Genomic DNA, 23,794 nt, shown 5'->3' with positions numbered 1-23,794 from the left:
TTTTATTTTTCTTCTTTTTTTACAAATATGTTTAACCGATCAATAAAAGCGAGGGTAGTCAGTTTTCCTGTTTGATAATAGTAACCCATGTCCTCATTATACAACGTCTCATTAAAAGTTATTTGTTGCAATTCTGGATCAATTTTTAGATTGAATTTATCACCTCTAGATATTTCAATACCATACTCGGTTTTATTATTCTCAAAGATTGGCCATGGTTTTAAAATACCGTTAATAAATTTATAATAGGTGATTATCAAATGCATGGCTCCACTACCAAAACTACCCCAGCCCAAAATAAAATAACCATTATCAAAAGCAACAATTTCGTCAATGGTCGCATTTCTAAAGCCATTTTCTTCTTCGTTATCTCTTAAGTTTTCAATCTGTAAGATGTGATTATTTTTGTATTGAATATAACTTTTCATGTTATGGCGACTACCACCCTCTCTTTCATCCCATGCAAAAGTGCGTATTAAACTGTCTTTAGAGGATAAAATTCTGATTTTTTTTGACAATTCTTGAAATGGATATTGCCAACTGTTCTGTAAATTAAGAGTTACAAGTAATTCTTTTTCAAAAGATGGAGCCACACTTTCATAGCGTATTCGGGGCTCACTGTTTTTTAGTTTTTCAAATAAAGTTACCAATGCTTTTTCTGCTTTTATAATGTTATTTGGTAGTTCTTTATGAGGATACGTCCATGGGTAAGATGTGGTGTTGTTAACATAACCGTAGGTGTCAAAGTCTCTCCAAACCCCAACTTTATTTTTTTCACCGGCTTCATAAGAGCTTTGATACTTCTTTTCTGCTTTTAATTTTCCATTTTCATGGTATTCATTTACGGTAATGTCATGTATTGTGCTGTGGCAACCGTCTCCAAGGTTTTTAAGCCAATTGTTGTAAACTTCGGTTTTAAGCAATTTACCATTTTTCGTAAAGAATTCAAACGTTCCACTTTTCATTCCACATCCAAACTCATATGCGGTTTGCCCTTTTTCTTTTAGAAGTCCATTGGCATAATAGATTTCGTAACGACCAACCAAGTCTGTGTCTTCAGAATAATAATTAATTGTTTTTTCTTGAGAAATACTGTCAACGCTAACCTTAGTTTCTTGCGAGAAACCCCATAGTGTATGTAATAAAAATAAATAAATTATTTTTTGCATTTGGGTTGGTTTGAAGTTCAAAGATAATTAGTCAGTACTTTAATTAACTGTATAAAGTTATATTCGTGGCTAGCGAGTATATATTAGTCTAAAAATATAGTAACCTGTTATTTGTGTTTATGGAAAATTCGTGCAGTATTCGATAGTTAATTCATCAAAAAACAAAGGTTAATAAAAGTAGTTATTCATACGTGTGTTCTGTAATGTCTACTAAAATCTCCATGTTGTTTTTCCAACGTACCCAACCATCGTAGTTTATCGTATTGTCGAAATAACTTTCATATAACTTTGCTTTTTTGATTTTTATCCAATCTCCTTCTAATGCGGTGACTTGAAAGGGTAAAAATGCGTCATTATTTTTCTCTAAGAGTATGATGCCATTGGCACTACTATAAATATCTAGACCTTTTATGGTAATAAATTCTAACCTTTTAAAGTAGTTCTCCCAAGTTTCATAAATATAAAAATCTGGATTATAATTAGAGCCAGGGCAATTAGAACAACTGTTCGCATAAACCTGACTTAATTCAGTATATAAAGCATAATTCGGGTTTATTTTTAAATACGCAGATTCAAATGTGTCTTCATCAATAACTACTTTAAAAAAGGAATCTGTTTTTTCTAATACTCTAAAAAATAACTCAGGTCCAAATCGTACCAAGCCATGATTAATGTTTTGTTTTGCCATTTCATCAGTATCTCCAGATTGCATTCTATATGGAGAAAATGTTGTTTTGGATATAAATAATAACCTGCCTCTCGTTTCAGGTTGACTATTTTTAATGAATTCAATTTGATCAAAAACCACGGAATCAGTTGGGTTTTTATAAAATTTTAAAGGTTTGTTAAAAGTCAAACTAAGTAAACCCAAGCCCATTTCTTTTTCTACCTCAATTTCTGCTTTTTTATCATTAGAAATCTCTTTTATTTCAGGTTTACACTGAAATAGAGTGGATAGCAATACAAAGGGGATACATAGCTTTAAAAACATCATTTTACAATTTAGAAATAAATTATTTTTCATTTCGGGTTAGATTGAAGTTCAAATATAGATGTACTAATTATGAAATGGCAATCGGAATATATATTTGCTGGCTTAAAAAAAAATTTTGCTAAACGTTGGTATTTAATGTGTCTGAAACTCATAAATAATAGTATTAAATGATGTTAACATTGAAGGAGTTGTTTATTCCATTGTTATAAACACTTCATAAATGGTTATAAAGTTTATCCTTTTGGCTATTTTTGAGAAAACCAAAGAAAGATGAAAACTTCAAAGATTAGTAACATTGCAATTTTAATGATGATAATGTTGATAATTATTCCTGCTTTTGCTCAAAACAAAGTAGTAGGAGGAAAAGTAACTACGTATAAAACCATAGCCTTAAAAAATGCTAAGGTTACAGTAAAGAAAACCAAACAAGTAACTTATACAGATTCATTAGGTAATTTTAAATTGGAATGTAATGTTAAGGATAAACTAATTATAACAGCAAAAGGTTTCAAATCAAGAACAATTAAAGTAAAAAACATTAAAGATCCATTAAAAATTGACATTGAGATAGAAGGAGAAGAAAGTGACCTTGACTTGGCTTTTGCAAATGGACATATGAACAGCAAAGAATTAAAAGAAGCAAAAGTATTTTACAATACAGTGCAGCCTTATAGTTTTGGGTATAATAATATAATAGATTTACTTAAGGGAAAGTTCCCAGGTGCTACTATCTCTGATGCAGGAGTTATAATCAGAGGGGCGAATACTCAATCCAATTCTACAAGTAACTATGCTTTAATTGTTTTGAACGGTGCAATTAGTACTATTGATGCAATAACAATGATTAACATTGTTGAAATAAAAAATATTAAAATACTAACCGGCCCGGCAGCATCTAGATGGGGTACTGGTAGTAGTAATGGAGTAGTTTTTGTGGAGCTGTTGCAGAAGTAAAATACTAAAGTTTAAAATGAGACCTCACAGGTTTTCAAAACCTGTGAAGTCTCCAGTTTCTTGTTTTCATCTAGTAAAAGTGATAGTTGTTTTCTGATTATTTATCACGATACCTTTCAAACCAAGCTATAATATGATCTACTTTAGTAATTAGCTGGCTAGGACGGTTTACAATTAAATGATAAGCACCAGGGATTTCTACCAAGGCCGTTTCAATTTTTCTAATTTTTAAAGCACTGTACAATTGTTTGGCTTCCGATAAAGGAGTGCGTCTGTCTTCTGTACCTACCATAACTAGGGTAGGTGTTTGAATATTGCCTACTAAAGAGAGTGGTGAAAATTTCCAATAGGTTTCAAAGTTTTCCCAAGGTTGACCTGGGTAACGCGAATTTGCATAGCCATAATAGTTGTCAGCCGTTAGGGTTTTACTAATCCAATTCATTACAGGTTTTATAACGGCGGCAGCTTTAAAGCGATTGTTTTTACCAATCATCCATGCAGACATGATACCACCCGCACTTCCGCCCGTTACGTATAATTCTTTAGGATTTATATAACCTTTAGAAATAACGGCATCTACGCCATCCATAACGTCGTCATAATCATTACCGGGATAATTGTGATAGAGTAAATTTCCAAATTTTTCTCCGTAACTAGTGCTTCCTCTTGGGTTGGGATAAAAAACTACGTAACCTGCACTGGCGTACAATTGTATTTCTGGTGAAAATCGGTCGCCATAATTAGAAATGGGTCCACCATGATTTTCAACCAATAAAGGATGTTTTTTAGACGCATCAAAATTTGGAGGATAAGCAATCCAACCTTGAATATCATTACCATCAATGGTCGATTTATACCATATTTCTTCAACCTTACCTAAAGTTCTAAATGGTAAAATATCTTCGTTGAGGTGTGAGATTTTAATGGTTTTACCCTTTTTTACAACTGCAACTTCAGAAGGATAACTTGGTGTAGTTTGTGTAAAGGCAATAGTTCCGTTTTCTGATAAAGAATAAGAGCCTCCACCATAAGGTCTACCAATAGAAGTGCCTCCTAAATTGTCTGCAATTTTTGAAGTTTTTCCGGATAGGGTAGTGTAGCCAATTTTCGTATTGCCCGTGTTATCATATTGAAAGTAAAGGCCTTTTCCGTCAACGCTCCATGTTAAGTTATTGGGACTTCTATCTAAACCCGTATTAATTTGTTTTTTATTAGTGCCATCACTATCCATTACATACATATGATTCACTTGATAGGTTTGTACCTTATCATCAAAACCGATATACGCAATTTGTTTGCCATTTGGTGAAATAGCTAAGCTATGGTCTGGCCCTTTTCTGTCGGTTAACGCAGAGGTTTTTCCTGTGGCGATGTCTATCGTATAAATCTCGGAATTTCTAAAGTCATAGTCCCAATCGGCAATTAAATTACCACTAAAAAAGAGTGATTTTCCGTCTTTTGACCACTGTGGACTGCCATATTTAAAGTTACCAGACGAAATTTGTCTTGGACTACCACCATCCGCTGAAACAATAAATAAATGTTTAAATCCCGGTTGAATATACCCTGAACCATCAGCTTCATATTTCAATCGTGTGGTTACTCTTGGATGTTCGGCCCATTTGGCTCCTTCTGGTTTTTTTGGAGCTTTTACCAATGTTGGTTGTGCCTCTGGTACAGTCATTAAAAAAGCGATATGCTTTCCGTCAGGTGACCAACTTAAGCCACTTGGCGATTTTTCCAATTGCGTTAATTTAGCGGTTTTACCGGTTGCTAACCAGTGCACAAATATTTCTGAACCATTTTCAGTACTACTTGTAAAGGCAATTTTAGAGCCGTCTGGTGACCATTTCGGATTAGATTCACTCACTTCGTTACTAGTTAATTTTATGTGATTTGAACCATCGGCATTCATCATCCATAGTCGAGATTGTTTACGGTCATTCATAATGTCAAATCCACTACGTTGATAGACAACACGATTACCATCAGGTGAAATTTCAGGATTAACTGCCCATTCTAATTCAAATACATCAAGATTTTTAAATGAAGATTTGGTTTGAGAAAAGCATAACGTGGAAATAAAAAGGAAACAAAGCGTTAGAATACGAATCATAGAACTAAATTTTGTTGAGCTATAAATTTAGTAAAAGAAATTGAGAGTATTTATTTAATGGTAATCGGGAGTCAGTTCAAGTATTTTTTTGTGCAATTACAGTTTGGATAAATTAAAATAAAAAAGGTATCAAAAACTAGTTTTCGATACCTTTGATTCCACATTATTACTTCGAATATAACCTTCTAATTTAGGTGTAAATTACTCCAAAATTTCTTTAACTCGTCCTACTTTTCCAGAAACCAACATCACTTTTATACCATGGGGATGGTTGGGTGAATTTGTTAGTATTTTTTGTACAACACCTTCCGTAAGTTTACCAGAACGCTGGTCTTGCTTTAAAACAATTGCTACGTTTTGACCGATATTGATGTTTTTTCTTGTGTTGCCTTGCATATTTATAGTTCACTAAGAAGTTCTGAACAACTAATATACTAATAAGTCCTAATTTTGAGATGCTAATAGTCTATTGTTTTCTTTACGATACCTTAGTATTTTGATATACCTAATGGCTTCTTTTATTTCATAATCTGTATACGCTTTTTGTGCCCATTCAATAGCTTCATCTAAATTTCCATTTATTTCATTGATGATAGCCATATTGTAACATGCTCTTCCGGCTATTTTATTGTCGCTATTTGAGACTTCTTCATTCCATAATTCTGCGGCACTATCCCATTGTCCTGCAATAGCTCTTCTGTTTGCGGTTTCTAATTTATCAGTTCCTTTAATAAAATAATCTCTTGAAACGCGTACGCTACGTGGAAGAATTCTTGCCCCATAATTGTATCCAATGGTATTACTTTTTTCTAAAACAGCTTCTTTTCTTCCTGCTACAGCACCTAATGCTTTCACTGGGTTAATACCTTTTCCTGTAGTTGTTATATTTTGATTAACGTTGTACTCATCAAGAATTAATTTGTCCTTTAAATCATAAACTCTCCATCCTGTTTTTAGATGTGTAAAAATCGTTGCATGATGTTCAGGAACTGAAATCTCAAGACCTAATGGGTTCTTAATTTTTTTCTGAACGATTTTATAATCAACTTTAGAATCGGTATCATAATATGATAATACATATAAAGCATCTACATCATTTTCATCACATATTTGTTGAACGGTTTCCCAAGAAAGTGAAGCTGGAAAAACGCCTGAACCTGGACTTCTTAAGTTAGCATTTTCAATAATTTTAACTTCATTAAAATTTTGATTTTTACCTAGCTTATCAGATAATCCTAAAATAGCTCTATGAGCTCCTTCTTTATCTAAGTTTTTACCTTCAGCGGATAATACTTTATCTAATTTATCCAATTCTGTATTTTCATCAGAGGGTAAACTTCTATCTATAATACCTATGTTATGAATGTCTTTAGGCATGTAAACAGGTGCAGGTTCGAGTACACCCATAGTCATTTTATTAGTGGTGGCACAAGAGCTTACTATAAGAGCAAGTGTTAATATAGATATATAAGTTTTGTTGGTTAACTTTGACATAATAGTTTGGTTTAACCGTAGTAACGTTAAACGGACACTATTTATTACTTGTAACCGTAAAATAAATATTAATGTTAAATGTTTATGAAGTGCTGAAATACAGTTAATTAATCATTCAGCATTTTCCACAATTTATCTTTTAATTCCGTCAATCCCACTTGAGTAATCGCTGAAATAAAGATGTGATCGACATCTTCAGGTAAATCTTTTTTTATTTCAGCTTTCAGTTCATCATCTAACATGTCAGATTTTGAAATCGCTAATAGACGGTCTTTATCTAATAATTCAGGATTATGTTTTTTGAGTTCATTCAGCAATATCTTATACTCTTCATTGATATCATCTGAATCGGCCGGAATTAAAAATAACAAGGTAGAGTTACGCTCAATATGACGTAAAAATCGATGTCCCAACCCTTTTCCCTCCGCAGCTCCTTCAATTATACCTGGAATATCTGCCATTACAAAACTCTGGAATTCTCGGTATTCAACGATACCTAAACTAGGTTTTAACGTTGTAAACGCATAATCTGCTATTTTTGGTTTTGCTGAGGTCATTACAGACAGCAACGTTGATTTACCAGCATTAGGAAAACCTACTAAACCAACATCAGCCAATAGTTTTAGTTCCATCTGAAACCAACCATCTTCTCCTTCAACCCCTGGCTGTGCATAGCGAGGTGTTTGGTTTGTTGGTGTTTTAAAATGCCAATTTCCTCGGCCACCCATTCCGCCTTCTACAAGAATTCGTTCTTCTCCATCTTCGGTGATTTCGAAAATTATGTCTTGTGTTTCACCATCTCTTAAGATGGTGCCTAAAGGAACATCTATATAAACATCATCTCCATCTTTACCTGTACTGCGACTCTTACTACCGCCGCCGCCATGCTCAGCTTTAAAGTGTTTTTTGAATTTTAGGTGAACTAAAGTCCACATGTTTTTATTACCACGAACAATAATATGACCACCACGACCACCATCACCGCCATCTGGACCACCTTTTTGGATGAATTTTTCGCGATGTAAATGCACAGAGCCTTTACCTCCATTACCAGAGGCAGCATGTATTTTTATATAATCTACGAAATTGCCTTCAACCATTTTGTCTTTGTTTGTACTTTATTTGTTTATAATTATGCTGTTTTTTGAGTAACAGAAAACTATAATGTATCAAATACAGAACTTAATCGTTCTGTAATTTCTTCAATACTACCTACACCATCTACTCCAAAATACTTGTTTTGATCAGCGTAATAATTTTTTAAAATAGAAGTTTTAGTTTCGTATTCATTAAAACGGTTTCTAATTTTAGACTCATCTTGATCGTCAGGTCTTCCACTTGTTTCGCCGCGTTTTAATAATCTAGCAACCAATAAATCTTCAGCAACTTCTAAGGCTACCATTCCGTTAATTGATTGTCCTTTTTCTTCTAAAAAGGCATCCAATGCTTTTGCTTGAGATTCTGTTCTAGGAAAACCATCAAAAATAAATCCGTTGGCATCAACATTCTTTTCCACTTCGGCTTTAAGCATATCAATGGTTACTTCATCAGGAACTAAATCGCCCTTATCCATATATGATTTTGCCAATTTACCTAAGTCTGTTTGGTTTTTAATGTTGTATCTAAATACGTCTCCAGTGGAAATATGCACTAAATTATATTTATCTTTTAATACGTCAGCTTGTGTTCCTTTTCCGGCACCTGGAGGGCCAAATAAAACAATGTTTGTCATTTTATGTGTTGTTAATTGGTAAATGTCTGCAAGGTTTCTTCCTAAACCATTATAATCTAATCCATAACCTACAATAAATTTATCGGGTATGGAAAGACCAATATAATCAATATGTAACTCTTTACGAAAAACATCAGGCTTAAAAAATAATGTTGCAATTTTTAATTGTTTGAGTTTTCGATGTCTGAAGATATTATAAATTTCTTCAAGTGTTGTACCTGTATCAATAATATCTTCTAAAATAATAACCGTTCTGCCTTCTATATCTTCATTAAGACCTACTAACTGCTTTACGTTTCCAGTAGAATCTGTACCGCTATATGAAGCTAATTTAACGAAAGACATTTCGCAGTTTCCGTTATATGCTCTGACAAAATCTGCAGCAAACATAAAAGACCCGTTAAGAATTCCAATGAAAATTGGAACTTCATCACCACAGTCTTTTGCTACCAAAGAAGCCATTTTATCAATAGCAATTTTTATCTTTTTAGCAGAAATATATTTTTTAAAGTGCTTATTATGAAGTTTTATTGTACCCATTTTTGTAAAAAAGAAAATCGTTTTGCTATTTCTGAAATTAATTCAGTAAAGCAAAACGATTTTTTATAATGTTTAATTTGTTTTACTTTTCTTTTATCAATTTTTTCGTAGTATCATACATAATTGGCGAAGCAATGAATAGTGATGAGTAAGTACCTACAACCACACCAACAATCATAGCGAACATAAATCCTTTAATAGAATCTCCACCAAATATAAATATTGATAACAATACTAATAAGGTAGTTAATGAGGTATTTATAGTTCTACCTAAAGTACTACTTAAACCAGCATTTACTATTCTCATAAATGGCCAAGTTTCATGTTTACCTGTAAACTCTCTAATTCTATCAAAGATAACCACAGTATCATTCAGGGAATAACCAACTACCGTCAATAATGCGGCAATAAATGATTGGTCAATCTCCATATCAAAAGGTAATATTTTGTAGAATATTGAGAAAACAGCTAATACGATCAATACATCATGAAAAACTGCTACTACAGCACCTAAACTATATTGCCATTTTCTAAATCGTAATAAGATATATAAAAAGACAACGATTAATGAGCCAATGATTGCCCAAACTGCTGCTTGCTGAATATCATCTGCAATGGTTGGTCCAACCTCCATAGATGACATTAAACCAATTTTATGTTCTGTGTCTGTACTACTAATTTTAAAATCTTCTAACGTAGTTCCGTCTGGAAGGTAAGTTTGCAATCCTTTATATAGTAATTCTTGAACTTCGTCACCAACTTCTACTGAATTTTCATCAACTTTATATTTAGTAGTAATTTTTAATTGGTTAGAAGAACCATAAGTTTTGACTTCTGGTGCATCACCAAAAACATCTTTTAAAGTACTTCCTACCTCAGTTGAACTTGTAGGTTGATCGAAACGAACCGTATACGTTCTACCTCCTGTAAAATCTACACCATAATTTAAACCATTGGTTACTAATGAACCAATACCTCCTATTATAATAAGTCCAGAAATGAAATATGCTATTTTACGTTTCTTTAAAAAGTCAACTCTAATATTTTGGAACCATCCTTTAGTTATCGCAGTGTTAAATGACATTGTATGGTCTCTGTTTGCATACCAATCGATAAGTAAACGTGTAATAAATACAGCAGTTATTAAAGAGGTTAAAATACCTATCATTAATGTAGTTGCAAACCCTCTAATAGGACCTGAACCGAAAATGTATAAGATTACCCCTGTTAAAAAGGTTGTAATATTTGCATCAATAATAGCTGATAATGCTCCTTCAAAACTAAAACCTTCTTTAACGGCTTCTTTTAAAACCTTACCTTTATTGAGTGCTTCTTTTATACGCTCGTAAATAATTACGTTCGCATCCACAGACATACCAATGGTAATAATAATACCTGCAACACCCGGTAATGTTAGTACGGCACCAAAAGCAATTAGTGTTCCGAATATAAATAAGATGTTTACCAATAAAGCGATATTAGCAAAAATACCCGCCTTACCATAATAGAAAATCATCCAAACTAAAACAATACAAAGTGCTAAAATAAATGCAATTGCACTACTATTAATAGCTTCTTGACCTAACGACGCACCAACTACAGAAGATTCTAAGATTTTTGCTGCAGCAGGAAGTTTACCAGATTTTAAAGCGTTTGCTAAATCTTGTGCTTCGTCAATAGTAAAGTTACCAGAAATTGATGTTCTACCATTTGGAATTGGACCATTTACGTTTGGTGCAGAATACACATAGTCGTCTAATACAACCGCTACAAATTGTCCAACATTTTCTTCCGTCATTTTGGCCCATAACTTTGAACCTTTACTATTCATAGACATACTCACTTCGGGATTTACACCCATTTGGTCAAAAGTCTGACTAGCATCAGAGACAACGTCACCTTCAATAGGAGCAACATCTTCTCTGTTAGATACTATAGCATATAAATTAATAACTTCTGTTTTCTCAACTGGTTTTGCATCCCAAAGAAATTTGGCATATACCATATTATTAGGTAATAAAGCTCTAACCTCTTTCATGGCTAGGTATTTATTAACTGTTGCAGTATCTTTTACATTAGCAGAACCAACAACTGAGCTTCGTTGGTTTTGATTTTGAGGAATACTAGGGTACATTATTGAAAATAATGGACTAGTTGCCTTTGTATCAATTGAATCTTGAACCTTACCTAATAAATCATCAATTTGTGAATCTTCAGATGCTATTGAATCTGTAGTCTCTTCAGTTTCTTCAACCTCAGGCTTTAATATTTCAGCTAATTTAGAATTTGCTTGAATAAAAAAGTTAGCAGTTTCTGTATTGTCATAGGTTTCCCAAAATTGTAATTTGGCAGTACCTGTAAGTAATTTTTTTACACGAGCTATATCTCTAGCACCTGGTAATTCAATTAATACTCTACCAGATTCACCAATACGTTGTATGTTAGGTGATGTAACACCAAAACGGTCAATTCTATTTCTCAACACTTCAAAAGCAGTGCCTATAGAACCTTTTACTTCATCTTTTAAAACACTTTTAACCTCTTCATCGGTCATTTTGAAATTAATCTTATCTTTTAAAGATTTATTTCCAAAAATTGAAGGGTCACTTAATTTTACAGAACCTTTACTTTCTGCTTCAAATGCATCAAAAAATAAATTTACATAAGTTTCATCACTTCCCTCTTGAGCAGCAGATGCATCAGCTAATGCTTTGTTAAATATTGGATTTTTAGAATCATTTGATAAGCCCATTAAAATATCTCTTACAGATACTTCTAATGTAGCATTGATACCACCTTTTAAATCTAACCCAAGGTTTATCGCCTTGTCTTGAATCTCACTGTGTGTGTACTCTGTGTATAAATAATTGGCTACGGGTACGTTGGCTACCGAATCTAAATATGCCTCTTGTTTGGCAGCATCTCCATTTGCAAATTCTTTTGCATCATTTTCAACTCTATTATTGACCCATGTGAATGATAAATAATACACACATATTAAGCCAAATAAAATAGCAAAAGTTTTAATTAGTCCTTTGTTTTGCATCTACTTTCTATTTAAAATATCTTTTAGGCATATATTATTGATATACCTTTTTTTTATTAACGTGCAAATATATAGTAACAAATGAGAATAGACAATTGTTTTTAAGTTTTTTATAATTGGCTTTACTTCTTAAATTCATTATCTTAGCTATTTAAATTTTATACTAAATGAAATTACTTTCCGATATTGAAATTGCTCAGGCTACCGAAAAAAATCACATTAAGAATATTGCAGAAAAATTAAACATCGTTGAAGATGATTTAGAAATGTATGGTAAATACAAAGCTAAACTACCGTTATATCTAATTGATGAGGATAAAGTCAAAAAAAACAACTTAATTTTAGTAACCGCTTTAACTCCAACTCCTGCTGGTGAAGGGAAAACTACAGTTTCAATAGGATTGACTGAAGGATTAAATAAGATTGGTAAGCAAGCTACTGTTGTGTTAAGAGAGCCTTCTTTAGGCCCGGTATTTGGAATAAAAGGTGGTGCAGCTGGAGGAGGATATTCTCAGGTAGTGCCCATGGAGGATATTAATTTGCATTTTACGGGAGACTTTAATGCCATTGAAAAAGCAAATAATTTATTGGCTGCTTTAATTGATAATAATTTGCAGAGTAAGGTAAATAATTTAAATATTGATCCGAGAACCATTGGCTGGAAAAGAGTCATTGATATGAATGACAGGTCACTACGTCAAATTACAATTGGTTTGGGAGGCACAGCTAATGGTATACCTAGAGAAGATGGGTTTAATATTACTGCTGCTTCTGAAATTATGGCAATTTTATGTATGGCTCAAGGTCGAGATGATTTAAAAGAACGTATTGGAAATATTTTTGTAGGTTTTACTTTTGATAAAAAACCAATTTTTGCACGTGATTTAAAAGCAGAAAATGCCATGGCTATTTTGTTAAAAGATGCTATTAAGCCCAATTTAGTACAAACCTTAGAAAAAAACCCTGCCATTATTCATGGTGGTCCATTTGCTAATATTGCCCAAGGTACCAATAGTATTATTGCAACTAAAATGGGACTCTCATTATCAGATTATGTAATTACTGAGGCTGGCTTCGGTGCTGATCTTGGAGCGGAGAAATTTTTAAATATTAAATGTGCTGCTGCGGGATTAAATCCGAAATGTGTTGTTTTAGTAGCTACCATAAGAGCATTGCGTCATCATGGAGGTTCGCCTAGTGATGAATATAACACGCCAAGCGTTGAACGTGTAGAAGCGGGTTTTGTAAACCTAGAAAAACATATTGAAAATATAAGAAAATTTAATATTGAACCTGTAGTAGCTATCAATTCATTTGTCTCAGATACTGATGAAGAGGTTGATTTGATAATACGTAAATGTGATGCATTAGGAGTGCATGCTGTTGTTTCAAACGGATGGGCTGAAGGCGGAAATGGGACTATTGATTTAGCGAAAACTGTAGTTGATATTGTAGAAAATAAGGCGGCTGAATTTAAACCATTATATAATTGGAAATCTCCTGTAAAGGAGAAAATTGAAAAAATAGCAAAAGAAATTTATGGAGCTGATGGCGTTGATTATGATAATAAAGCGAATTTAAATTTAAGAAGAATTGAAAAGTTAGGGTTTAATGATTTTCCGATTTGTATGGCAAAAACACAAAAATCTTTTTCTGATAATGATAAGCTTATTGGAAGGCCTGAAGGTTTTAGAATAACTGTTCGGGAAATAGAAATTGCTGCGGGAGCAAAATTTTTGATTCCTATTTTAGGTAAAATGATGCGTATGCCAGGGTTACCATCTAAACCAGCTTCTGAGGAAATGTTTATTGATGATAACGGTAAAATTTCAGGACTTTCATAAACGGAGTTTTCTTTATCAGGCTATAAGTTGATTAATTTCACATTATTTTATGTAAAATATGTAAATTGGAATAATTAATGGTATCATTGATTGAACGAAATTTATACTTAACATTTAAATTAAAGCAACTAAAAATGATGATTAAATTAAAACTACTTATTGTATTACTTCTCAGCGTAGGAATTTCTTGTGCCCAAAAAACGAAAACAATTGAGACCAATGAAGTATTAATGGGTATTGATAGTTTAATGGTAAAAAAACATTTGTATACATTAGCTTCTGATGAGATGGAAGGTCGTAAAGCAGGAACGCCCGGAATTGAAAAAGCGGCACAGTATATAGAATCAGAATTTGAGAGAATTGGCTTGGATAAATTTCAAGATTTAAAAACATATCGTCAGTCTTTTGTTGAAAAAGAATTGAATTTGTTTAATATAATAGGAGTGTTGGAAGGAAAAAGTAAAAAAGATGAATATGTATTAGTCTCTGCTCATTACGATCATTTAGGAGTTAAGGAAAATGGTAGCGGAGATGTTATATATAATGGTGCAGATGATGATGCTTCTGGGGTAGCCGCTGTTTTAGCTTTAGCGGAATATTTTAAAAATAGCGATAGTAATGAAAGGACTATTATTTTTGTAACTTTTACAGCAGAAGAAATGGGTGTAGTGGGATCTACGTATTTTGGTAAGCAGATAGAACCAGATAATTTTGTGGCAGGAATCAATATTGAAATGATAGGGAAAGAATCTAAATTTGGACCTAAAACGGCATGGTTAACTGGTTTTGAGCGTTCTGATTTTGGAACAATTATTCAGAAAAATCTTATAAATACAGGGTATACATTACATCCTGATCCATATAAAGCATATCAATTGTTTTATAGGTCGGATAATGCGGCAATGGCTAAATTAGGAATCCCTGCTCATACCTTTTCAACGGGACCTATAGATAATGACCCGCATTACCATAAGGTTTCAGATGAGGCAACAACGTTAAGTGTGTCTACCATTACGGAAACCATAAAGGCAATTGCAAGAGGGACAGAAAGTATTATCAGTGGTGAAGATACACCAACTAGAATAGAAGATTAGTGATATAAAAAAAAGCCCCGAACTTCGGGGCTTTTTATAAGTAAATTTTTAATTTATTGTTTTGGTATTACCATTTCAGTATATCCTTCAGGTACAGTCATATCGAATTTACTATCTGGTACGCTTTCAGCTTTAACTTCAGTAACTTCCATTGTAATGTCCATTGCCATTCCACCTTGATTCATTGATATTACCATGTGTAATGGAAAACCTTTTAATTTGCCACCTAACATAGCAGTATATTGTTCTTGAGCCAAAATTTTGTCTGTAACAAACATTTTCATTTTGATCTCTTGACCATTTACTTTTGAAACCACATCATAACCTTTACAGTCATAACCAGCTACAGTTTTACTTTCACCATTAGCAGTTACAGAAACATCTTTTAATTCTTCTTCTGATTTTTTAGTGTCTTGTTTCATGTATTTTTTTCCCATCATAGGAACATCCATTAACATCAACATTTTTTCAGCTTCTTGATCAACAATAGATGTCTGTGTACCTGTCATCTGATTGGTCTGTTCTGTTCTCGCTTTATTACCTTTAAAATGAGTTGTTGCACCAATATCACCAATCATTGCAAAAGAGGCATTTACTTGCTCATTATCAGAAGACATAGTAACTTTTGTTGTCATTACCCCTTCCTTAATTTCTTTTTGAGCAAAAACGCTCACGCTCAACGATAGAAGAGCAACTAGAATAAATTTTTTCATATTTTGTGTTTTGTTTTTAAATTTCGATAAATATATAAAAAAAAGACTACTTTAAATTAAAGTAGCCTATTTTGATTGTTATTAAAGAGTTTATTTTACAACTCTAATAATGCATTTGTTTTACTAACCGCTTCAGCACTATTTTTCATTTTTTCTTTTTCAGCATCTGAAAGGTCAATTTTTACTATTTTTTCGATACCATCTTTTCCTAAAATAACTGGAACACCAATACAGATATCACTTAATCCGTATTCGCCTTCTAACATTGTAGAACAAGGGAACATTTTTTTCTGGTCACAAGCAATGGCTTGAACTAAACTAGAAACTGCTGCACCTGGAGCGTACCAAGCTGAAGTACCTAATAATTTTGTTAAGGTTGCACCACCTACTTTAGTATCTTCAGCAACTTGGTTCAGTCTGTCTTCAGATAAAAATTTACTTACTGGTACACTGTTTCGCGTAGCTAAACTCGTTAAAGGAATCATTCCTGTATCAGAGTGACCACCTAAAACCATACCGTCAATATCAGAAATAGGAGCTTCTAAAGCCTCTGCTAATCTGTATTTAAAACGAGCAGAATCTAATGCTCCACCCATACCAATTATTCTATTTTTAGGTAATCCAGTAGTTTTATGTACCAAATATGTCATGGTATCCATAGGATTTGAAACTACAATAATAATGGTGTTTGGTGAATGTTCAATTAAACTTGCTGAAACTGTTTTTACAATTCCTGCATTTATACCGATTAATTCTTCACGAGTCATTCCTGGTTTACGTGGTATACCTGAAGTAATTACACAAACGTCACTTCCAGCAGATTTGGAGTAGTCTCCAGTTGTACCCACAATTTTTGAGTCAAATCCATTTAATGAGGCTGTTTGCATTAAGTCCATAGCTTTACCTTCGGCATAACCTTCTTTAATGTCTAAAATTACAACTTCTGATGCGAAGTTTTTAATAGCGATGTACTCTGCACAGCTTGCTCCAACAGCTCCTGCACCTACGATAGTTACTTTCATTTTAATATTATTTAATGTTTATAAATTCTTTTATTATTTCAACATCCCTAATTTAAAATGGTAACAATTGTATTTTGCAATACAGCTGTATTCCCTTCCCCTTGGGAAGGGTCAGGGATGGGTTTTAATTATATGTCAATATTCGCGTATACAGCGTTTTTTTCAATAAATTCTCTACGAGGCGGTACTTCATCTCCCATAAGCATAGAAAATACTCTATCGGCTTCGCCACCGTTATCTATCGTTACTCTTCGCATTGTTCTAAATGAAGGGTTCATAGTGGTGTCCCATAATTGAACCGCATTCATTTCTCCTAAACCTTTATAACGTTGAATAGTACCTCCGTCAAACTTTGTAACGATATCATCACGTTCTTTATCAGACCATGCATATTCTTTTTTCGCACCTTTCTTAACCAAATATAATGGTGGAGCTGCAATAAATATATAGCCTTCTTCAATTAACTCTCTCATATATCTGAAAAAGAAAGTTAAAATTAATGTTGCAATGTGGCTACCATCCACATCCGCGTCACACATAATAACTATTTTATGATATCTTAACTTGTCTAAGTTTAATGCTTTGCTATCTTCTTCGGTTCCGATAGTTACACCTAAAGCGGTGTACATATTTCGGATTTCTTCGTTTTCAAAAACCTTATGTTGCATGGCTTTTTCAACGTTCAAAATTTTACCACGTAAAGGTAAGATGGCTTGAAAATTACGATCTCTTCCTTGTTTAGCTGTTCCACCTGCCGAATCTCCCTCGACTAAAAACAACTCACATTTTTCTGGGTCCGTCCAAGCACAATCGGATAACTTACCTGGTAAGCCTCCTCCAGACATAACTGTTTTACGCTGAACCATTTCACGAGCCTTTTTAGCTGCGTGACGTGCTTGAGCTGCCAAAATCACCTTTTGAACGATAATTTTAGCATCATTAGGATTTTCTTCTAAATAATCTGTTAGCATTTCAGAAACGGCCTGACTAACTGCAGAAGTTACATCTCTGTTCCCTAATTTGGTTTTGGTTTGTCCCTCAAATTGAGGTTCTTGAACTTTTACCGAAATAATTGCTGTCAATCCTTCACGGAAGTCATCACCAGCAATTTCAAATTTTAATTTATCAAGCATGCCAGAAGATTCTGCGTACTTTTTTAAGGTGTTTGTTAAACCTCTTCTAAAACCGGATAAATGTGTACCTCCTTCGTGCGTATTAATGTTATTTACGTAAGAGTGTAAATTTTCTGTATATGAAGTGTTGTAAACCATTGCAACTTCAACGGGAATACCACCTTTTTCACCTTCCATAGAAATAACGTCAGAAGTTAACTGCTCTCTATTTCCATCTAAATATCTAATGAATTCTGGTAAGCCTATTTCACTGTAAAAATCTTCGTGGATGAACTCTCCTTTTTCATCTTTATTTCTTTTATCAGTAATAGAAAGTTTAATCTTTTTATTAAGGAAAGAAAGTTCTCTTAATCTGGTGGATAACGTTTCGTAATTAAAATCGATTTCAGATTGAAAAATGGTGTCATCCGCCATAAAGGTAACCAACGTCCCTCTTTCGGTTGTTTCACCAACAGCTTTTACAGGATAAGAAGCTTTACCTCTTTCATATTCTTGTTCGTAAATTTTACCATCACGATAAACTGTTGCTTTTAAATGCGAGGAAAGTGCATTTACAACAGAAACACCAACACCGTGTAAACCACCAGAAACTTTGTAAGAATCCTTATCAAATTTACCACCAGCTCCAATTTTGGTCATTACTACTTCAAGAGCAGAAACGCCTTCTTTTTTATGCATGTCAACCGGAATACCCCTACCATTATCTTTTACAGTAACCGAATTGTCTTCATTTATTATTATGCTTATGGCATCACAATGCCCAGCCATAGCTTCATCAATAGAGTTGTCAACCACCTCATAAACCAAATGATGCAATCCTCTAATGCCAACATCACCAATATACATTGATGGACGTTTTCTAACGTGTTCCATCCCTTCTAAGGCCTGAATACTATCTGCTGAATAACTATGTTTCTTTGCTTCTTCGCTCATATTTTTAAGTCTCTTTTTTAAGTATTTTCAAAAACATACAAATATAAGAAAACACGCTCGGTTGAGCGTGTTTTCAAGGTCGTTAAATAACGTAAGTTATTAACAAATTCTCTTCAAAAGAGAGGTATTTAAATTTAGAGTGTTTTATTGTTTGGCATAATGGATTTAAAGAAAAAGAAACAGCTTAATGTGTAGTAAATATATTAAGCTGTTTCAATTAAAAGCAATCAACCCAATTTGCTCCGTTTTTAATTTAGTGTTTTTTGTTACTTCAAATGTAATAAGAGAATCTAAAGACTTTCTAAAGTTTTGAAGGAAATTAAAAAGAACCAACTAAACTTGTTGTTAATAAGGCTTTTACATCTTCTTTTTTTAATAATTTTCCTTTGGCATTAAAAATGAATTTCACTTTTGCACTTTTATTTGCTAGGGTTACGTAGAATAATTCTTTTTCGTTTTCCATGTTTTTTCAATTTATAAGACCAAATATAGGGTGTGAATCTAAAGATATTCTTAAGGTAATTGATGGATTGAAAGTTTAACATTTTATTAATAGAAGTAGTAAGCTGGAAAGAAAATTAATTTAAAAATAGAACTTCGATAAATGAAAAAAAAACACGCTCTAAAATTAGAACGTGTTTTAAAATTAATTCAAATATATTTTGTGATAAAAACAGCTTAACGTTTAGAGAAGTTAAGCTGTTCAATTAAAAGCAATCAACCCAATTTGCTTTTTTTTAAAGATCTCCGTCTTTTTGCTCAATTACTTTACCTTCTGAATCAAAAAGTACTTTAATATTCGCATCTTCTTTTGATAATGCAACCCAGTAAACTTCTTTTTCATCTTGCATAGTTTTAAAAGCTTTGTCAGCTGAATAATCAGCAAAGTCTGCACTTAAAGTAGCTGTTACTGTTTCTGGTAATTCACTCACTTCAATTTCAACTTTGTCTTCTTGTTGAGCTACAGCCTCAATAATTGTTTCTTCTACTTCTTGTGCAAAAGTTGTAGTGCTTGCTAAACTCATTACTGCAAATGCTGCTAGGAAACTTAATTTTCTCATGATTTTTTGTTTTTTAAATTAATAGATAGTTTTATTTGTTTTGTTACTTCAAATATATGGGCAAAATCTAAAGATATTCTTAAGTTGGTAAGCGTATTTTTATTTTAACATTTTGTTAATAATCGTTTTAAAATCAGGTAGATAGTCGCATGTGGTACACTTTTTAATGAGCTGATTTTATTTAGCTCGTGTGCTATATATTTAAAATACAAAACACATTCAAGTTGAACGTGTTTTGTAAAATAATTCAAATTTTTTTCAATAAAAAACAGCTTAACAAAAAAGTAGTGTTAAGCTGTTCAATTAAAAGCAATCAACCCAATTTGCTTTTTTTAATATTTTTAAAGTTGAGCGTCTTCTTGCTCAATTGCTTTACCTTCTGAATCAAAAAGAACTTTGATAGTAGTTTGACCTTCTTGAGATAAAATTACTGAATAAGCTTCTTTTTCATCTTTTAAAACTTTAAAAGCTTTATCAGCAGTATAATCAGCAAAATCAGCAGCTATTGTAGCTGTTACAGCTTCTGGTAATTCGCTTACTTGAATTTCAACACTTTCTTCTTGTGCTGCTTCAGCAACTTCTACTACTTCAATAACTTCTTCTTCTTGTGCAAAAGTTGTAGTACTTACTAAACTCATTACTGCAACTGCTGCTAGGAAACTTAATTTTCTCATAATCTTGTGTTTTTTTAAATTAATTAATATTTAGTTTTGTTTGTTTTTGTTGGGTCAAATGTATGTGCAGATTCTAAAGATATTCTAAAGATTTATAAAAGAATTTTTCTTTAACATTTAATTGTGATTTGTCCAACTAAATAGTAATTTCGATAAAAACGTTTAAGTGTATTGAGAGTCTATGCTAGTCGTTCTGATTCGTTGTTGTACTATTGAAGCTAACACTAAGTGTGTGCAATTTATTCACGCAAGAATAGTTCAGTTGCCATTGATTAACATCACAAATTTGCTTAATAATAGCTAAGCCTAAACCTAGTGAGTCTTTTCTAGTACTCTGTTTTTTAAATCTATTAAATAAATTTTCAGGATCACCTTTTAATTGCTCACCAGTATTTGAAAAAATCAATTGATTTTTAGAAAAAGTAATGGAGATGGTACCGTTATTAATATTATGTTTAATGGCGTTGCTTAATAAATTTGAAACTAGTGTATCTACCAATGTGACATTTGTAGAAATTATATGATCAGATAATTCTTTACTAACAGATATGTTTTTATTGAGAATAAAGTCCTCGTAATTTTCTAATTGTTTTTCTATTAACTCTTTGAACGAAACTTCTTCTTTTGTACTAAATTGTTGGTTTTCTACCTTTGCTAGTAATAATAATGTTTTGTTTAGTTTAGACAATCGCTTGCCAGCTTGATAAATAGATTGTAATTGTTCAGATTGCTCTTGGTTAATATTATCCGACTGTAATAGCAATTCAATTTTAGATTGCATTATTGCTAACGGTGTTTGCATTTCATGCGAAGCATTTTCAGAAAACTCTTTTAAATTACTAAAATCAGATTGTAATTTCTGTGTTAAGTTACGTATAGATTCGTTTAACTCCTGAAATTCTTCGATATTTGATTTTTCCAACTTAATAGGTTCTTGATCCTGAACGGAGAAATTTTTAAGTCTATTTATGTTGGTATAAAATGGGTGCCATAACTTTTTAGATATATAAGTGTTTAAAATCCACAGTCCAATTAGTAAAAGGATGATTATGATGAACGATGAAACCACAATTACCCATATAAAATCTTGGTTTCTAACCAAAGAATTTCTTGCTACAATTTTATACCTAATGTTATGAAGTGTTTCGTAAGCTGTTAATTGTCTGTATTTCTCAAACTCATTAATACCTTCTCCTTCAATATTTCTGAGAATTAAAGTATCCTTATATATAATGGTATCATTCGGATATTTGTATTGTTCCGCTTCATTTAGCTCTATCGGTTCTTCAAAGATAGTTAATGGATAATCATATTTAATTCTTTTAGCAATAACATCTTTAAAATAACGTAGCTGTTCATCAAGTCTATTGTTCATCACAGTAGTCAAGACAAAAATGAGCATACCAGCAGAAATTAAAAATATAACAATAGACAGCCATAAATAGGTTCTACTAGTTCTTTCTATTAATTTCATGCTATTGGAATATTAATTTAATCCTTAAAGAAAAGGAATTGTTATACTATAAATTTACTTTAAAGTATCTGTAAATTTATAACCAAGACCATACATGGTTTGTAAGTAATTATTACCGCCTAATTTGTTTATCTTCTTACGTAAATTACCCATATGGGTATAGATGAAATCATAGCTGTCTGCCATTTCTATATCATCACCCCAAAGATGCTCTGCAATAGACTCTTTCGTTAGTACTTTATTTTTATTGGTTATAAAATACAATAGTAAATTATATTCTTTTTTGGTTAGCTCTACAGGTTTACCATGTACTGTTACTTCTTTAGAGCTTGGGTCTACTCTTATTTCGTTAAATTCAATAAACTCATCGCCATCAAAATTTCTACGTCTAATTAACGAATTAACTCTTGAGTTTAATTCTGCTAAATGGAAAGGTTTAGTAATATAATCGTCAGCACCAAGATCTAAACCTTTTAGTTTGTCATCTAATGAGTTTTTTGCCGATACAATCAACACTCCTGTTTTAGAATTTTGCTCTTTTACTAATTTCAATAAATCAATACCACTGCCGTCAGGTAATGTAATGTCTAGTATGACAATATCATATTTAAAGCTTACAATTTTATCTTCAGCATCAAAAAAAGAAGTTGCTTTTTCGCAAATAAAATCTTCATTTTTAAGATAGCTTGCCATTGAATCTAATAATTCAACTTCATCTTCTACTATTAATATTTTCATGTGTTTATATTTATTGTTTTTAACTGACGCTTGCGGTTCGCTATTAAAATCTCCCTTAAGCGAAAATACTCATTACATGCTCGTTTCATCAGTTCAAAATTTAGAGTTATTGAATCGGGACTATGCAAAAATGGAATTATTTATGCAAACGCCTATGATATGTTTTCTTATTTTTTTCTTAAAATAGCTTTGTCAGAAAATTTTTCAATCGTTATTTGAGGATTGTTAAATATATAAATTTCAGAATCGTCAATGGCTGAAATAATAAGATCTTTTTTTGCACTAACTTGAACGTCTGCACTATCAGAAGACTCAACAATGGCCTCATTACTTTCAAAATTACCTCCTTTAAAATTGCTTCTATTTTCAGCATTTACATATAATTCTGAACAACTTCCTGTGACTTCAGTAGTAGAAGACCCTTGTATTGTAACTTCAGCGTGGTCGCATGAAAGTGTAATTTTAGATTTACCTGAATTATCAGCGTTTATAAAAACTTCATCGGCATTTACAGTCAATTTTGCATTGGCACTTTCATTGTTGTTTAGAATCAGATTTGCGGCTTGAAAATCTAAAGTCAATTTAGAATCGTCTTCTGCGTTTATTTTTAACTGATCAAATTTTAATGTACCAGATGACGTTATTTCAGATTTATCTTTGGTGATGATTTCATCAATATATTGGTCTATTGTAACATATACTTTTAGCTCTTTTTTTCTTGTTATACGTTTCGTAAGATCAATGATTAGTGTGCTGTCTCTTACTTCAGTGTACACAGCTACGTGTAGGTTTTCATCTGCCTCAACGGTAACGGATTGTTCCATGCCTTGTGTAATAATAACTTCAATTTTGTCATTGGTTTCAATTTTAGAAAATGCGTCAATATATCTATTTTCTGAAGTTACTATTTTATTACCTTTTAATTTGTCTTGAGCAGACATGCTAAAAGGTGCTAGAACCATTGTAACAAGTACAATGATAAGGGAGTAGTGTTTTTTCATTTGTTTTAGTTTTGTTGTATCAAAGATATGTAAAATACAAAAACTCTGCCGAAAGCAGAGTT

20 protein-coding genes are annotated in these 23,794 nt (G+C 32.4%); 3 read left to right on the top strand and 17 right to left on the bottom strand.

Annotation, left to right across the window (positions count from 1 at the left end):
* Window positions 1-2: 2 nt before the first annotated feature.
* Both FF125_RS20285 and FF125_RS20280 read right to left on the bottom strand, forming a co-directional pair.
* Entirely contained in the window at window positions 3-1,169 is a 1,167-nt protein-coding gene (locus tag FF125_RS20285; protein ID WP_138951851.1) for a toxin-antitoxin system YwqK family antitoxin, read from the bottom strand.
* Between the two features lie 181 nt (window positions 1,170-1,350).
* On the bottom strand, window positions 1,351-2,193 hold the full coding sequence (locus tag FF125_RS20280; RefSeq protein ID WP_138951849.1) for a hypothetical protein: 843 nt from the start codon (window positions 2,191-2,193) through the stop codon (window positions 1,351-1,353).
* 240 nt (window positions 2,194-2,433) lie between these two features.
* Between FF125_RS20280 and FF125_RS20275 the strand changes: the two genes are divergently transcribed.
* A complete protein-coding gene (locus tag FF125_RS20275; protein ID WP_138951848.1) occupies window positions 2,434-3,117 on the top strand; it encodes a carboxypeptidase-like regulatory domain-containing protein in 684 nt (227 codons plus the stop codon).
* A gap of 97 nt (window positions 3,118-3,214) precedes the next feature.
* Here the strand turns inward: FF125_RS20275 and FF125_RS20270 are convergent, their stop codons facing one another.
* From FF125_RS20270 to secDF, 6 genes are all read right to left on the bottom strand, one after another.
* Entirely contained in the window at window positions 3,215-5,233 is a 2,019-nt protein-coding gene (locus tag FF125_RS20270; RefSeq protein ID WP_138951847.1) for an alpha/beta hydrolase family protein, read from the bottom strand.
* 201 nt (window positions 5,234-5,434) lie between these two features.
* Window positions 5,435-5,629: a YwbE family protein gene (locus FF125_RS20265; RefSeq protein WP_117879890.1), complete on the bottom strand. Its 195-nt coding sequence runs from the start codon at window positions 5,627-5,629 to the stop codon at window positions 5,435-5,437.
* A gap of 48 nt (window positions 5,630-5,677) precedes the next feature.
* Window positions 5,678-6,727, bottom strand: coding sequence for a DUF6340 family protein (locus tag FF125_RS20260; protein WP_138951845.1), 1,050 nt, complete (start codon window positions 6,725-6,727; stop codon window positions 5,678-5,680).
* A gap of 107 nt (window positions 6,728-6,834) precedes the next feature.
* Complete coding sequence (obgE, locus tag FF125_RS20255) at window positions 6,835-7,827, bottom strand: GTPase ObgE (protein ID WP_138951843.1); 993 nt, start codon at window positions 7,825-7,827, stop codon at window positions 6,835-6,837.
* Window positions 7,828-7,886: 59 nt separating this feature from the next.
* A complete protein-coding gene (locus FF125_RS20250; protein WP_138951842.1) occupies window positions 7,887-8,999 on the bottom strand; it encodes an adenylate kinase in 1,113 nt (370 codons plus the stop codon).
* An 82-nt stretch (window positions 9,000-9,081) separates the two neighbouring features.
* The gene (gene secDF / locus FF125_RS20245) at window positions 9,082-12,045 is read right to left on the bottom strand and encodes a protein translocase subunit SecDF (protein WP_138951840.1); all 2,964 of its coding nucleotides are present in this window, start codon (window positions 12,043-12,045) and stop codon (window positions 9,082-9,084) included.
* Window positions 12,046-12,212: 167 nt separating this feature from the next.
* On the opposite strand from secDF, the gene FF125_RS20240 reads away from it, so the two are divergent.
* Window positions 12,213-13,889 (top strand): formate--tetrahydrofolate ligase, encoded by a 1,677-nt coding sequence (locus tag FF125_RS20240; protein WP_138951839.1) that lies wholly within the window; start codon window positions 12,213-12,215, stop codon window positions 13,887-13,889.
* Window positions 13,890-14,023: 134 nt separating this feature from the next.
* Window positions 14,024-14,983: a M20/M25/M40 family metallo-hydrolase gene (locus FF125_RS20235; RefSeq protein WP_138951837.1), complete on the top strand. Its 960-nt coding sequence runs from the start codon at window positions 14,024-14,026 to the stop codon at window positions 14,981-14,983.
* A gap of 53 nt (window positions 14,984-15,036) precedes the next feature.
* Here the strand turns inward: FF125_RS20235 and FF125_RS20230 are convergent, their stop codons facing one another.
* The 9 genes from FF125_RS20230 to FF125_RS20195 form a co-directional block, all read right to left on the bottom strand.
* Window positions 15,037-15,696, bottom strand: a complete 660-nt coding sequence (locus tag FF125_RS20230) for a DUF4412 domain-containing protein (RefSeq protein ID WP_138951835.1) — start codon at window positions 15,694-15,696, stop codon at window positions 15,037-15,039.
* A gap of 95 nt (window positions 15,697-15,791) precedes the next feature.
* Window positions 15,792-16,718: a malate dehydrogenase gene (locus FF125_RS20225; RefSeq protein WP_138951833.1), complete on the bottom strand. Its 927-nt coding sequence runs from the start codon at window positions 16,716-16,718 to the stop codon at window positions 15,792-15,794.
* Between the two features lie 128 nt (window positions 16,719-16,846).
* On the bottom strand, window positions 16,847-18,784 hold the full coding sequence (gene gyrB, locus FF125_RS20220) for a DNA topoisomerase (ATP-hydrolyzing) subunit B (protein WP_138951831.1): 1,938 nt from the start codon (window positions 18,782-18,784) through the stop codon (window positions 16,847-16,849).
* Between the two features lie 319 nt (window positions 18,785-19,103).
* Window positions 19,104-19,247: a hypothetical protein gene (locus tag FF125_RS22005; protein WP_157972820.1), complete on the bottom strand. Its 144-nt coding sequence runs from the start codon at window positions 19,245-19,247 to the stop codon at window positions 19,104-19,106.
* Window positions 19,248-19,521: 274 nt separating this feature from the next.
* Window positions 19,522-19,845, bottom strand: a complete 324-nt coding sequence (locus FF125_RS20215) for a hypothetical protein (protein ID WP_138951829.1) — start codon at window positions 19,843-19,845, stop codon at window positions 19,522-19,524.
* A 341-nt stretch (window positions 19,846-20,186) separates the two neighbouring features.
* Entirely contained in the window at window positions 20,187-20,519 is a 333-nt protein-coding gene (locus FF125_RS20210) for a hypothetical protein (RefSeq protein ID WP_138951828.1), read from the bottom strand.
* 184 nt (window positions 20,520-20,703) lie between these two features.
* Window positions 20,704-21,993, bottom strand: a complete 1,290-nt coding sequence (locus tag FF125_RS20205) for a sensor histidine kinase (protein WP_138951826.1) — start codon at window positions 21,991-21,993, stop codon at window positions 20,704-20,706.
* A gap of 54 nt (window positions 21,994-22,047) precedes the next feature.
* Window positions 22,048-22,731 (bottom strand): response regulator transcription factor, encoded by a 684-nt coding sequence (locus tag FF125_RS20200; protein WP_138951824.1) that lies wholly within the window; start codon window positions 22,729-22,731, stop codon window positions 22,048-22,050.
* Between the two features lie 167 nt (window positions 22,732-22,898).
* Entirely contained in the window at window positions 22,899-23,732 is an 834-nt protein-coding gene (locus FF125_RS20195; protein WP_138951822.1) for a GIN domain-containing protein, read from the bottom strand.
* Between the last annotated feature and the right edge of the window lie 62 nt (window positions 23,733-23,794).

The organism is Aureibaculum algae (assembly GCF_006065315.1).
Classification (GTDB): domain Bacteria; phylum Bacteroidota; class Bacteroidia; order Flavobacteriales; family Flavobacteriaceae; genus Aureibaculum; species Aureibaculum algae.
This window is presented reverse-complemented; position numbering and strand designations above follow the sequence as displayed.